General features: G+C 56.9%; 12 protein-coding genes and 2 pseudogenes. 5 read left to right on the top strand and 9 right to left on the bottom strand.

Going from position 1 to position 13605, the window contains the following annotated elements; all coding sequences use genetic code 11:
- Positions 1 to 9: 9 nt before the first annotated feature.
- Positions 10 to 936, bottom strand: a pseudogene (locus tag C1N60_RS21590) (ABC transporter permease); the annotation flags it as partial.
- Positions 929 to 2461 (bottom strand): ABC transporter substrate-binding protein, encoded by a 1533-nt coding sequence (locus C1N60_RS21585; protein WP_394521988.1) that lies wholly within the window; start codon positions 2459 to 2461, stop codon positions 929 to 931. The pseudogene C1N60_RS21590 and the gene C1N60_RS21585, both read right to left, overlap by 8 nt.
- A gap of 200 nt (positions 2462 to 2661) precedes the next feature.
- Between C1N60_RS21585 and C1N60_RS21580 the strand changes: the two genes are divergently transcribed.
- A complete protein-coding gene (locus C1N60_RS21580) occupies positions 2662 to 2847 on the top strand; it encodes a tautomerase family protein (protein ID WP_021508848.1) in 186 nt (61 codons plus the stop codon).
- A gap of 12 nt (positions 2848 to 2859) precedes the next feature.
- Here C1N60_RS21580 and C1N60_RS21575 read toward each other — a convergent pair whose 3' ends face one another.
- The 4 genes and pseudogenes from C1N60_RS21575 to C1N60_RS21560 all read right to left on the bottom strand — a co-directional run bounded on the left by C1N60_RS21575 (position 2860) and on the right by C1N60_RS21560 (position 6697).
- Positions 2860 to 3618: an ABC transporter ATP-binding protein gene (locus C1N60_RS21575; protein ID WP_058770368.1), complete on the bottom strand. Its 759-nt coding sequence runs from the start codon at positions 3616 to 3618 to the stop codon at positions 2860 to 2862.
- Positions 3615 to 4646, bottom strand: a complete 1032-nt coding sequence (locus C1N60_RS21570) for a FecCD family ABC transporter permease (RefSeq protein WP_394521987.1) — start codon at positions 4644 to 4646, stop codon at positions 3615 to 3617. The genes C1N60_RS21575 and C1N60_RS21570 overlap by 4 nt, the downstream gene beginning before the upstream one ends.
- Entirely contained in the window at positions 4643 to 5659 is a 1017-nt protein-coding gene (locus tag C1N60_RS21565) for an ABC transporter substrate-binding protein (RefSeq protein ID WP_394521986.1), read from the bottom strand. Before C1N60_RS21565 ends, C1N60_RS21570 begins: the two co-directional genes overlap by 4 nt.
- A gap of 242 nt (positions 5660 to 5901) precedes the next feature.
- Positions 5902 to 6697 (bottom strand): annotated as a pseudogene (locus C1N60_RS21560) (SDR family NAD(P)-dependent oxidoreductase).
- Between the two features lie 45 nt (positions 6698 to 6742).
- Between C1N60_RS21560 and C1N60_RS21555 the strand changes: the two are divergent.
- Positions 6743 to 7132, top strand: coding sequence for a winged helix-turn-helix transcriptional regulator (locus C1N60_RS21555; protein ID WP_394521997.1), 390 nt, complete (start codon positions 6743 to 6745; stop codon positions 7130 to 7132).
- Positions 7133 to 7215: 83 nt separating this feature from the next.
- On the opposite strand, the gene C1N60_RS21550 is transcribed toward C1N60_RS21555, so the two are convergent.
- Positions 7216 to 7623 carry a winged helix-turn-helix transcriptional regulator gene (locus C1N60_RS21550; RefSeq protein ID WP_058781023.1) on the bottom strand — a complete coding sequence of 136 codons (408 nt, stop codon included), beginning with the start codon at positions 7621 to 7623 and terminating at the stop codon, positions 7216 to 7218.
- An 84-nt stretch (positions 7624 to 7707) separates the two neighbouring features.
- Between C1N60_RS21550 and C1N60_RS21545 the strand changes: the two genes are divergently transcribed.
- The gene (locus C1N60_RS21545; RefSeq protein WP_394521985.1) at positions 7708 to 8646 is read left to right on the top strand and encodes an aromatic alcohol reductase; all 939 of its coding nucleotides are present in this window, start codon (positions 7708 to 7710) and stop codon (positions 8644 to 8646) included.
- Positions 8647 to 8984: 338 nt separating this feature from the next.
- On the top strand, positions 8985 to 10808 hold the full coding sequence (locus C1N60_RS21540) for a methyl-accepting chemotaxis protein (RefSeq protein WP_058776132.1): 1824 nt from the start codon (positions 8985 to 8987) through the stop codon (positions 10806 to 10808).
- 50 nt (positions 10809 to 10858) lie between these two features.
- Here C1N60_RS21540 and C1N60_RS21535 read toward each other — a convergent pair whose 3' ends face one another.
- The gene (locus C1N60_RS21535; protein ID WP_058776133.1) at positions 10859 to 11773 is read right to left on the bottom strand and encodes an EamA family transporter; all 915 of its coding nucleotides are present in this window, start codon (positions 11771 to 11773) and stop codon (positions 10859 to 10861) included.
- A complete protein-coding gene (locus C1N60_RS21530; RefSeq protein ID WP_394521984.1) occupies positions 11770 to 12981 on the bottom strand; it encodes an MFS transporter in 1212 nt (403 codons plus the stop codon). Before C1N60_RS21530 ends, C1N60_RS21535 begins: the two co-directional genes overlap by 4 nt.
- Positions 12982 to 13107: 126 nt before the next feature.
- On the opposite strand from C1N60_RS21530, the gene C1N60_RS21525 reads away from it, so the two are divergent.
- Positions 13108 to 13593 (top strand): winged helix-turn-helix transcriptional regulator, encoded by a 486-nt coding sequence (locus C1N60_RS21525; RefSeq protein ID WP_394521983.1) that lies wholly within the window; start codon positions 13108 to 13110, stop codon positions 13591 to 13593.
- The last annotated feature ends 12 nt before the right edge of the window (positions 13594 to 13605 follow it).

Raw genomic sequence — 13605 nt, 5'->3', positions numbered from 1 at the left:
TTCATGCGCGCGCCCCCGGGGATCGAGCAGATGACAACCGGCATCCACCAGCATGTTCAGCAGGACAAACAGCAGGCCGAGCGTCATGGCGCTGGCCTGAATCACCGGTACGTCACGCGCAAAAATGGCGTGCACCAGAGCGTGACCGATTCCCGGCCACGCAAACAGGGTTTCCACCACCACCACGCCTTCCACCAGCCAGACAAACTGCATGCCAAACCATGTCAGCACCGGCGCGCTCAGATTACGCAGGCCGTGACGCAACAGCAGGCGCGCGGGTGCCAGTCCTTTTTGCGCTCCCCAGCGATAGTAGCCGGACGACACCACCTGCCAGGTGGCTTCGCGCACCACGCGCACGCCGACGGCCGTCAGCGACAGTGCCAGCGTCAGTGCCGGCAACAGGAAATGGCGCAGCTCGCCGTGACCGGCGCTCGGCAGCCAGTCGAGTTGCAGCGCGAACAGCAGGATCAGCAACATGCCGAGTGCAAAATGCGGCACCGATTTCAGCAAGGCGGTCAGCCAGAACAGCGCACGGTCAAGCCGGCCGTTGGCGTGGCAACCGGCCCAGATGCCGAGCGGCAGCGTCAGCAGTAACGCCAGCAGCAGCGAGACGCCCGCCAGCGCCAGCGTCTGGCCCAGCTGCCAGCGCAGCTCATCCATCACCGGCTCACCGGAAACCAGCGAGCGGCCAAAATTAAACTGCAGAAGATCGAAGAGCCAGTGCAGCAGCGCACTGCCGCCGCTAAGCGCTCCATCCAGCTCCTGCTGTACCCGCGCCACCGCTTCGGCATCGACGCGATCGTAACCATAGCGCCCCGAGGCGATGCGCCACGCCATGTCGCCCGGCAGCGCCTGCACCAGCAGCCAGGTCAGTAATCCTACCGCCAGCACCACAAACAGCGCCTGCGCCATGCGCCAGCTGAGTTGTTTAATCATGGCTCCCCCAGTGCATCTGGCGCAGGCCGAAGTGGCGTTCAAACGGATCGAGTTTGACGCCCTGCAGCTGGCTGTTAACCGCCGCCGACTGCTGATACCAGGCCAGCGGAATCACCGGCAGATCCTGTTGCAGCGCACGGGTGATGACGCTGCGCGCCCCGGCGCGGGCTGCGCCATCGGTGGATTGCGTCAGCGTGTGGAGCGCCGCGTCGAAGCCTGCCGCATGCCAGTTCATCGCCCCCCAGTCACCGCCGTGGGTGCCATAATCCTGCAGCAGCGTTCCGGTCGGATCGGGCGTCAGGGCAAAGTTGCGCGCAAACAGCGCCAGCTGCAGACGGTTATTGTGGTGCTGCGCCGGGATCTCGCTGGCGTTGGTCGCGTTGATTCGCACGTCTATGCCGACCTGACGCAGCTGCTGCTGAATCACCATCGCCATCAGCGGCAGCTCAGGGCGATCGGGATAGGTCAGCAGCGTCAGGCTGAAGCGCTGGCCGTTGCGCGTCAGTACGCCATCCGCGCCGCGTTGCCAGCCGGCCGACTGTAATAACTGAGCAGCCTGCTGCGGCTGATAGTGCAGCGGCGTGAGTGCCGGGTTGTGCCACTCTGCCATGTTAGGGGGAAACAGCTGGCTGGCTGCGCCCGGATAACGCAGCACCGCCTGCGCCAGCGCGTTACGATCGATCGCCATGCTGATCGCCTCACGTACCGGCTGTTCCGCCAGCAGCGGATCGGCCAGATTAAGCTTCAGCATCAACGTGCGCGGCACCGGAATCGCCGGGATGTGCAGCGACGCTTTGCGTGCCAGCCGCTGCCGGCTGGCGGCATCAAGGTTAAACACGTAATCTGCATCACCGCTCTCTGCCAGCAGCGCTCGGGTTTCCGCGCGGCCGGTCGCCAGATAGCTGGCGGCGGCAATCGCCGGTTTCTCGCCCCAGTAATCCGCGAAGCGCGCCACCGTCAGCGACTGCGGCGGCTGGAAGGAGGTAAGCTTAAACGGTCCGCTGCCAATAATGCGCGTGATGTTGCCCTGCGCATCCCAGCTGGCCAGTGCGAGGATTTGCGAGCGGCTTTCCGCCAGGACTGACAGCAGCGGCGTGAAGGGTTCACGCAGCGTGATGGTGACAAGCTGCCCTGCCCCGCTGATGTCGGCGATTGGCGTTTTGTCCAGTAAGCCCGCTTTGCCGCGTGCGGTATTGAGTGATTTCACCACGGCAACCGCATCCAGCAGCGAGCCATCGTGAAAATGCACGCCGTCGCGCAGCTGGAACTGCCAGCGCAGCCCATCGTCAGAGACCTGCCAGCGCTGCGCCAGCGCCGCCACTGGTTCACCGCGTTCGTTCACTTCTACCAGCGTTTCAACCACATCCATGCGCAACAGAATGTCGCCGGAGAGCGCCGGATCGCTGCCTTTAATTTCAAACGGTGCGGCAATCCGCACCGGTTTTTCGGGGGTGGTCGCCGCCACAACGACGCAGGAAGCCAGGCCGAGCGCCGCAGCGATCAGCAAATTTTGCATTGATTTCATTAAATTTTCCGAATAAACCGTTACACTATCATCGAATAAATTACGTTATAACATAACAATTCACACTTTAACACACGGCGTTTGCAGGGAATTCGTCAGCCGCTTGTTGCCTTTTAACCTTCGCGACAGGTTAACGCTGCGCGCGGCAGCGTGGCTGAGGTATGCTTGAGAAGAACTCTAACCCGTGAGGAAACGCCGTTATGCCAGAGATTGTCGTTTATGCTGCGGAAGGCCGTAGCGTTGAGCAGAAGAAAAAATTACTCAAAGCCATCACCCAGGCGGTGGTGGATTCGTTTGAGATCGATGCTGATGTGGTCACCGTGTCGATTATCGAAACGCCGAAGCATCATAAATCCAAGGGCGGCGTGCCGTTCGACGAACGTTAAGATCAGCCCGGTTCAGGCGTACTGAATATTCATGGTGCCGCGCTCGCTGCGGTTGACGATGGCCTCGACCTGCCACGTCCGCTGAATCAGGGCAGGCGTCAGCACGGCGGCGGGCTCACCGCTCGCCACTACTTGCCCGTGCTGCAGCACCACCAGATGCTGGCAAAATTTTGCCGCCAGATTCAGGTCGTGCAGGGCCACAATCACCGTGACCGGCAGTGCGGCAATCAGCCGCATTAGCTCAAGCTGAAACTGAATATCCAGATGGTTAATCGGCTCATCCAGCAACAGGATATCCGGTTGCTGCGCAAGCGCACGCGCGATCTGGCAGCGCTGGCGTTCGCCACCGGACAGCCGCTGCCACGACCGCCCGGCCAGCGCATCCAGTTTCATCAGCGACAGCGCGTGCTGCACCGCCGTTTCATCTGCCGTCCGCCACGGGCTGAACGCGTTGCGATGCGGCGCCCGCCCCAGACGCACGATGTCGCTGACGCACATCTCAGCTTCCATTTCGGCATGCTGCGGCACGAAGGCCAGCGTACGGGCACGCTGCCGCCGGCTGAGTTGGTTCAGCCGCGTGCCGCCCATTTCCAGCCCGTTATAAGCACAGGGCTGAACGCCCGCCAGCGCACGGATGAGCGTCGATTTGCCCGAGCCATTAGGGCCGAGCAACCCGACCGTTTGTCCCCGCTGCGCCGCAAAACTGATGTCAGATAACACGCTGCGCGCCTGTAGCGTCACGCTCAGTTTATCCACCGCGACATACTTCATGATTTCTCCCGGTTGCGATACAGAATCAGGGCGAACACCGGGGCGCCGACTAACGCCGTCACCACGCCTATTGGCAGCACCTGATGGGTGATTAACGTGCGCGATACCAGGTCGGCAATCACCATGAAATGGCAGCCGCCCAGGAATGCGAGCGGAATCGTCACCAGATGACGCGGCCCGGCAATCATGCGGGTGATATGCGGGATCACCAGCCCGACAAAACCGACCGCACCAATCGCGCTGACAATCACCGCCGTCACTAACGCAGTGGTCAGCAGTAATACGATGCGCACCGCTGAAACCTGCGTGCCGAGTGTCGCGGAGACTTCCGCGCCAAATGAGAAGGTATCCAGCGCGCGCGCTTGGTAGAGCACAGTCAGCAGACCGGCGAGGGTTACGGCAAAACACAGTAATGCATCTGCCCAGCGTACACCGCTCAGGCTGCCGAGCAGCCAGAACATCACGCCGCGCGACTGCTCTGCATTGGCCGCCGTGCTGACAATGTAAGCGGTCAGCGCATTAAATAATTGCGTCCCGGCAATACCGGCCAGAATGATGCGCGCGGTGTTTTCCCGCATGCCGCCGGAGAGCAGAACAATCAGCATAAATGCAAGACAGGCACCGCCAAACGCGCCGGCACCGGTGGTGATGGCCCCGCCGCCGATGCCAAGCAGCATCACGCACACCGCGCCGGTTGATGCGCCGGCGGAAATCCCCAGCAGATAAGGGTCGGCCAGCGAATTGCGCAGCAACGACTGCAACACCAGCCCACACAGTGCCAGCCCGCCGCCGCTGCTCGCCGCCATCAGCGCGCGGCTCATGCGGTATTGCCAGACGATGCCGGCTTCCAGCGCCGGCAGGTCGTAATGCGTGATGCCAAGACCATTGGTGATGGCCTGCGCGGTCAGGGTAAAGCTGATCGCGACATCACCGGTCGCCGCGGCCAGCATCATCATCACCGGCAGGCTGAGCGCGCCCGCAGCAATCAGCAGGCCGGTGCGCCAGTAACAGACAGCGTGAGCGCTCATCGGGCAGGTGCGAAAGCAGCGATCTGCTGACCGATCAGCTCCACGGCCTCTACGTTGCGCAACGAGGGATTCAGTGACATGGCCGGTACCACCACAATGTGGCCGTTTTTCACCGCTGGCATTTCACGCGTCACCGGATCGCTTTGCAGAAAGTGTTTTTTAACCGCGACGTCATCGGCGGGATAGAGCCGCCGCGCCATGCTGGCAATAACGATGATGTCCGGCTGCGCGGAGACGATGTGTTCCCAGGTAACCGCCGGCCACTCTTCGTCTGAAGCGATAATGTTAGTCAGACCGAGCGTCTGGCTGATCCAGCCCGGCGCCCCTTTATTGCCGGCGACCCAGGGATCGCCTTTCAGGCGCGGGCTGGAAAACCAGTAAACCACCTTCAGCGGCGCTGACGGCGATTTGTGCAGCTGCTGCTGAACCTGTGCTATACGAGCGGCCAGCTGCTGTTTGAGCGCATCGCCACGCGCCGGCACATCAAAAATGCGCGCCAGCGCGCTGATTTCCGCAAAGATCACCTCGATCCCATACGGTGTGGTACGTGCACCATCGCTATTGGACGTGGTGGTGACGGCTTTGCCGATGCAGTCGGCAGGCGAAATCCAGGTTCGGATGCCGAGCTGTTCAAACTGTTCACGCGTGGCGACTTCACCCTGCGGCCCGACGTGCCAGCTGTACTGCGCCAGCACCAGTTCAGGGCGCTGCGCCACCACCGCTTCAAAGCCTGGGGCGTTATCGGCCAGCCGTTTAAGCTGGCTGCCCTGCCCTTGCAAATCGGCGGGCAGCGCGCCAAACCACACCGAGGTTGCGGCAATTTTATCTGCCAGACCGAGCGCCAGCAGCAGTTCCGTTTCATGCTGGCCAACGGTGACGACACGCGCAGGCGGATGAGCGAAGGTCTCCTGGACACCGCAGTTATCAACGGTGAACGGATAGTTACTGGCATTAGCATTGAATACAGGAAGCGACAGCAGCGCCGCAATAATCAGGGAGAGCGAGTTTTTCATTATGGTACTTTCATTGTTACGTTATAACATAACAATATGCATGACCAGGTGTGGACTGTCAATAAACAGGATTGGGCATACCGACCGGGACTGCGCGCATCATGAAGAGGATGACGTTAGGGTATGAGCAGGGCTGCAACAGCAGCCCGCCCAGTTCTGATAATTAAATCGGCTCTGATGATGTCATCGAATGAAGTAGTAGCTGAAACAGAGATTTTATTCAGGATGTTGTGCGGCTGGTTTTAAAGTCCGGGCCACATACCGCCATCAAGCCTTAAATTGGAACCCGTTATGTAACCCGACAACGGGCTGGCCAGAAAGGTGATGGCGTCCGCTATTTCTTTGAGCGTCCCTACGCGCGCCATGGGCACATTGGCATACAGGGGCAATACGGCCTGTTCAATATCTTCCCAGGGCGCGTCAGCTGAAAGCCCTGTATCTTTGGCCGTTTGACGAAACGCTTTTTCCAGGCTTGCACTATGAATAGTACCCGGTGAGAGAGTATTTACGGTTACGCCATCGTGTGCGACCGCTTTTGCCAGCGATGAGGTCATGGCAATAATCCCTGCTTTAGCAGCAGCATAATCCGGACGCCTGGCGGGAGGCATCAACGCTGCCAGGCTCGAAATATTAATGATTCTGCCCCACTTTTGTTCACGCATCCCAGGAAGAAAAAGATTAATGACACGTAAGGCTGAAAGGACATTTTTATCATACCCAGCCGCCCAGGTTTCTGGCAAAGAAGACGTCCAGTCCTCTGTGGGGCCGGAGCCACCCGCATTATTAATAACAATATCAACGGATTGTACAAGCGAACAGCCTTGCTGATAAAGCAGTTGAATATCTGCCTCACGGGTTAAATCTCCCGTTACTGCGTATGCTTGTCCACCTTGCTTTATGATATCGCTGGCGATATTTTCAGCTTTAGCTGGATCCCGGCCATGTATAATAACGCGGGTGCCCTCTGGCTACCGCTTCTCCAATACCTTTGGTGCTACCCGTTATCAGAGCACTTTTGCCGTCGAGTTTCAGATCCATTACTGTTCTCCAGAATACGTGAAAAATCTATTGGAAAATAAACTGATGAATGAATCAATTACGCACCTGAAAGTGCCTGTAGGCGATGAGGAGAAAACACGTTGTCTCGGACCAGAAGGTTCGGTCGCTTATGTCACGCAATGTTTAACTATTATTTCCGGCAGATGGACACTGCAGATTTTATTCAGATTATTTGCGGAGCCTGTGATGCGTCACTCGCAATTCATGAAGAGTATGTCGGAGATATCGCATAAAGTACTGACTCAACATCTGCGCAAGCTTGAACGTGATGGGCTGATAACCCGCACTGATTTTGGTGAACAGCCCCCGCGTGTTGAATACGCACTCACGCATATAGGCCATAATCTGATGCCCGTGCTGCTCTCAATGCGTGAATTCTCACGAGACAACCTGCCAAAACCGGGACAGGATTAATAGTGCAAAAAAAATTGCACTATTGGCAGCAGGGAAATAATCACGCATTCTCAGCAAGGTCGTCATCATGCAATTTAATGCCATTACTGATGAGGAGTATCAAACGTGATCCTGCTTTGCTTAAAATAGTCGGCCGACGAAATAATCCACGCCCAGAGCGGCATCATTTTCATCATCATTTCTTCGCCCGCGTCCGTGGCCGTATAGACGACACGCGGTACTTTTTCCTGATAATCACAACGGGAAATAAGGCCGTCACGCTCAAGCGTACGCAGTGTGCGCGTCAGCATTCGTTGTGTGACACCATGCAGTAAACGACCCATTTCTGCATGGCGCAACGGTCCATGGGTGACCAGAATATGCAATATACCCAGCGACCAGCGATTGCCGGCGTGTGAAAGAATTTCACGCTTTAATGTTTCATCATCGTGACTCAACGCCTCACAAAATTGTCTGGAAAACTGCAGCAGGGCTTCGCGATTAGGTTCCATCTCTCCTCCGGTATCACGGGTGTACCTGATTGAATCAGGGTTTGTCCGCTGTCAGGATGACGGATATAACCTAAGGAGACAAGCATGCTACCCGTTGATCAACATGTCGAAAATATTCTTATCCTCGGCGCAGGAGAATTAGGCATGGCGGTGTTAAACGCCATGGCTAAAAAAGTGCAGCAACATCCTCTGATCAAAATAAGTGTATTACTCAGAAGCGAGGCTGCGCATGCCACGTCCGGCCCACTTAAAACCCGGCTGGATGCGCTGCAAAAGCTAAATATCACCGTGGCGGAAGGCGACCTGCAGAAAAATAGCCTGAGCGAACTCTCAGCATTATTTCGCACTTATGATGCCATCATTAATTGCAGTGGTTTTGTCGGCGGGCCGGGAACGCAGCTCAGAATTACTCAGGCCGTGCTGAAGGCGGGTGTCGCCCGCTATTTTCCCTGGCAGTTTGGCGTGGATTATGACGTTATCGGCAAAGAGAGTGGGCAACCGGTGTGGGATGAGCAGCTTGAAGTGCGCCACCTGCTGCGCGCCCAAAGCAACACTGACTGGGTAATTGTTTCGACCGGTATTTTTACCAGCTATCTGTTTGAACCCGATTTTGGCGTGATCGATGCCGGGAATAAAACGGTTTATGCCCTCGGTGACTGGAACTATGCCCTGACACTCACCACGCCAGACGACATCGGGCAGCTGACAGCCGATATCTTCTTTCATCAGCCCGCTTTTCAGAACGACATTGTTTATATCGCTGGCGATACGCTGACTTACGCAGAGCTGGCTGACCTGATGCAATCTCACTGGCAAAGCGCGGTCAGGCGAGTATTACTTAGCCGGGAAAGGCTAAGGGAAGATGCAGAGCGTCATCCCCATGATACTGGCGCGGCCTACCGGCTGGCCTTTGCCCGTCCGGACGGTGTGGCATGGTCTAAACAGGAGACGTTTAACTACCGCGAGCACATTGCCACCACCAGCGCCGCTCAGTGGCTGACGAACCAGCCAGCGGAGTCCTGAGGATTTCAGGCGTAGCGGAATGTCCTCAGGCGCAACGCCTGGCCTGAGGGCTATCGGGCCCTTCGCCTGAAATCCCGGCGCTTTGACAAACCGGCAGGTTGCGTCAATACTTTCCCCCGCACCGCTATCCGCCAAAATCAGTACCAGTCTAAAACAGAAAACCCGAGCTCCACGCCTGCCCTATCGTTGCAGCCCTTCCCCAAGCATAGCTCATCTAATAAATTTAGGTGATTATATGTTTTTTAATTATTTTAATTGAAATTAATCATCTTCCTGCCGATAACGCCATTGCCATCAGGCAAAAGCGTGGACAACAACAACCAGGGAGATTCACCTTAATGAAAAAAATACGTGTTTTTTTGGAAGATATCAGAGTCAGCAGAAAACTCATGCTCGGGTTTGGTGTGCTGCTTATCCTCAGCATTGCTGTAGCTTCCTGTGGCATCAAAAATCTGCACGACATCGCGGAACGTGCGGAAAAACTCAGCCAGTTGAAAGGCATTAACGATCAGTTCGCGCAGGCTAAAGATGCCCGCCTGCAATACGTTAAAACCCACGATGAAAAATTCATTGCCGACAACGAATCGCGACTGCAGGCGATTGAGGGCAGTATCAACCAGCTGAAAACCTGGCAATGGGATAGCGCGCAGACCGCGCTGATTGCCTCTCTGCCAGCTGCGATGAACCTTTATCGTCAGCATCGTGCAGAAACGGTGAACGAAGTGCATAAGCGCCAGAGCATTCTGCAGGCGCTGCGCTTCAGTGACGAAACCACGGCGGTTGCCGCGCTGGCCAGAAACTACGTCAGCACACAGCAGGATACGGCAGCTGCGCTCAATGAAATCGCTAAATATCTGAATGGTATCAGTATTCGTGTAAAGCTGATGGCGCTGGACAACAGTGAAGAAAACCGTCTGGCTTTGTCAGGCTTTATAGCTGAAACGATTCAACTCATTGACCAGGCTCGACCACGCCTGAGCGCTGATGACAGCAACGCGCTGGATAAAATTGCCGTAACGCTGGCGGCCAGACGCGACAGCGTGCAGGACTACAACGCCTCCGCGGAAGAAGAAGTGGAAGCGACCCGCCAGCTTGCCATCGCGGGCCTGCATCTGACCAATACCAGTAATCAATTATTTACCCAGCAGCTGGCCGCCACGCACCAGGATATCGCCCGGGCAATTCTGTGGATGTCGCTGATCCTGGCGGCGGCTGTGGTAATCAGCATTCTGATTGCGGTGTTTATCACCCGGCAGATTACCCGTCCTTTAGCGGTAACACTGAACGTCGCGCGGCAGATTGCGCAGGGAGATTTGAGCGTACAGCTGCAAACTTCGCGTAAGGACGAACTGGGCGAGCTGATGCAGGCGGTCGGTGAGATGAGCAACGATCTGCGCGGCATCATTGGTAACATTCGCAGCGGCGTGATGCAGGTCAGCCACGCTTCCGCAGAAATTGCTGCAGGCAATAACGATCTTTCCGCCCGCACCGAGGAGCAGGCGGCCGCGCTGGAGCAGACGGCAGCCAGCATGGAGCAGTTAACCGCTACCGTGAAGCAGAACGTGGAAAACATTCATCACTCCAGCGAACTGGCGCGTGCCACTTCGGAGAAGGCTAATCAGGGCGGCTCGCTGGTCAAAGGCGTGGTTGAAACCATGGACCAGATCAGTGCCAGCTCCGGCAAAATCGCCGAAATCACCACCGTCATTAACAGCATTGCTTTCCAGACCAATATCCTGGCGTTAAACGCAGCAGTAGAAGCAGCGCGCGCCGGTGAGCAGGGACGCGGCTTTGCCGTGGTCGCCAGTGAGGTGCGCAGTCTGGCGCAGCGCAGCGCTCAGGCGGCCAAAGAGATCGAAACCCTGATTGGCGAATCGGTCGCGCGTATCAGCAGTGGTTCACAGCTGGTGGGTCAGGCCGGTAAAACCATGGATGAAATTGTACATTCCGTTGGCAACGTAACCAGCATCCTCGCCGAAATCGCGCAGGCATCCGATGAGCAGAATCGCGGCATTTCGCAGGTCGGCGTCGCTATCGTTCAGATGGACAGCGTGACGCAGCAGAACGCCGCGCTGGTGCAGGAATCATCGGCCGCCGCCAGCGCACTGCGCGATCAGGCATCGACACTGGAAGGCTCAGTCGCGCGTTTCGTGGTGCAGTAAGCGGATTTTCACTGACAGAGAGAGCGGGCGGGATGCCCGCTCTTGTCGGATCACGGCTCATCAGCGGGCTGCTGATCACAGCGAATCCGACTGCGGATGAAATAACGTTTGATGCGTTGTCCATACAACCCAACCGCCAGCCCGGTAATAATCAGTACCAGCGCCAGGATTTTCATCGGAGAAATAACTTCACCAAATATCATCATCGAACCGAGAATGCCGAATACCGGCACCAGCAGCGATAATGGCGCGACGGTGGAGACAGGATACTGTTTGAGCAATGAATTCCAGATCCAGTAGCCTAATAACGTATTGGGGTAGACCTGAAACAGAATGGATAATATCGCACGGGTATCCATATGGCTGATTAATGCGCTATAGCCCGCGCTGCCATTAATTAATCCGTCCAGCAGAAAAAGCGGAAGCGGCGAAAAGGCGATCGACCAGACCAGAAACGCGAATACCTGCTTCGTGCCGGCTTTTTTCATGATGATATTGGCAATACTCCAGGCTATGGCGCCTGCCAGCACCAGCAGCAACCCGGCAAACGTCACCGAGCCGTCGGTAATAAACACAATGCTCATCAATCCGCTGCACGCCAGCACAAAGCCAGCGATCTGATAGCGGCTGAGCTGTTCTTTAAACACATAACTGCCGAGCAGCAGAGTGAAAAAGGCACTGAACTGCAGCACCAGCGAGGCGATCCCCGCCGACAAGCCGGTTTTTATCCCCAGATTGACCAGGCCCCACAAGCCAATGCCGAATACCAGTCCGTAACCAATAAGGTAGCGCCACGGGACGTCAGGCTTTTTAATAAAGAAGAGCGCCGGGATGGCACACAGCGTAAAACGCAGCCCTGCCAGAATAAACGGATCGATGGCGTGCAGCCCTAATTTAATCACCGAAAAATTAATGCCCCAGATGGCGGTAATACCGATGGCCAGCAGCAGGTGTGATAATTTCATGATTGACGTGTTCCATACCAGAGAATAAGTGCGCAGGCACTGACCAGTGCCCCGCCGCCGCACACGGCATACCATCCCCAGTGCGCATAGAGTTGGGTGGCAGCAATAGCGCCTAGCGCGCTGCCTGCCGCATAAAAACACATATAGGCTCCGATAAGCCGGCTGGTGATAGCGGGTTTGCCGGCAATCAGCATGCTCTGGTTGATGACATGCACCGTCTGCACGGCGAAATCCAGCATGATCACGCCAATAACCAGCAAGAATAAAGAGGCCTGCGCGAAGGCGATGGGGAGCCACGAGAGCGTTAATAAAGCCAGTGCGCATCCGCTGGCGCGCTGCCCGATTCCCCTGTCAGCCCAGGCGCCACTTCTGGAAGCCGCCAGCGCTCCGGCTATTCCAGCCAGACCAAACAGCCCTGTTTGCGTATGGGAAAGCGACATGGCCGTGAGCGGCAAAACCATGGAACTCCACAACATGCTGAACGCGGCAAAAATCAGCAGAGCCAGCGCGCCGCGCTGACGCAACAAAGGCTCGGTGACGAAAAGACGCGGAACAGACCACAGCAGCCCGGCCACGGAAGTGGCTGTGTTCTGCGGACCGGCAGCAGGTATCACTTTCATCAGCAGCACGGTAATCAGCAGCATCAGCGCCGATGAGGTCATATACACCGCCCGCCAGCCGGCGATATCGGCGATGATGCCAGAGACCAGCCGCGCCAGCAGTATGCCCATCACGATGCCACTGGTGACGCTGCCTACCACCTTGCCACGCTGAGCCGGTGCCGAAAGGATAGCGCCCCACGCCACCACGGTTTGCGTCACCACCGCCATCACCCCCACCAGCAGCATCGCCACCAGCAGCGCCAGCAAACTCTCTGCTAACGCCGCCGCGATAAGGGCCAGCACCGACAGCAGCAGGTGCGTGACTACCAGCTTTTTGCGATCAAAGCGATCGCCGAGCGGCACCAGCAAGAACAATCCTATGGCATAACCCGCCTGCGTTGCCGTGATGACCAGGCCGATGGTGCCGGGCGAAACCTGCAGCGTTGCGGAGATGGATTCCAGCAATGGCTGGGCAGAATAGACATTGCCGACAGCCAGCGCGCAGGTCAGTGAGAACAGAAAAATGATGTGAGGCGACAGCACTGAGGTCGTCGCCGGCGAAAGAGGCGCCTCAGAGGTTGCAGGGGTATCACTGGTGCAAGTCATGTTGCATCCTTGTGTGGTTTTTTTTGAAACCGATTTATTCAATAAGTAGCAGCGGTAGTTTTTTTTTGCAACTTGTTTTGCTGAAGGCTAAGCTGCCGTCAGTAAATCAGCAGAGTGAGAGAGAAGATGGCCAAACAGGAAGCGCTCAGAACCAGCGAATGCCCGGTCGCCCGGACCGTGGAGGTGATTGGCGAACGCTGGTGTCTGATGATCATCCGTGAAGCGTTTGATGATGTGCGCCGCTTCAGTGATTTCCAGAAAAACCTTGGGCTGGCAAAAAATATCCTGGCGTCACGGCTGAAACTGCTGGTTGAGGTCGGCGTGCTTGAGAGTTGTCCGGCGTCAGATGGCAGCGCCTACAAGGAATATTTGCTGACCGAACGGGGACGAGCCGTTTTCCCAATCGTCGTGGCGATGCGCCAGTGGGGAGAGCGTTATCTGTTTGAAAAAGGCGAGACACACTCGGTTTTGCTGGATAACGCCAACGGTGAACCGTTAGCTGAACTGGCCGTGTATTCTGCCCGGGGAGAACGACTCGATCCCGCCGACTGTCATCGCCGGCGCGTCATAGCCGGTAATCGCGCCGAGCAGGCTTCGTCGATCGTGAAATAACCGGGGCTGAGG

The sequence above is a fragment of the Pantoea sp. SGAir0184 genome (assembly GCF_043544755.1).
The sequence above is the reverse complement of the archived record's forward strand: the minus strand, read 5'-3'. Positions and strand labels throughout refer to the sequence as shown.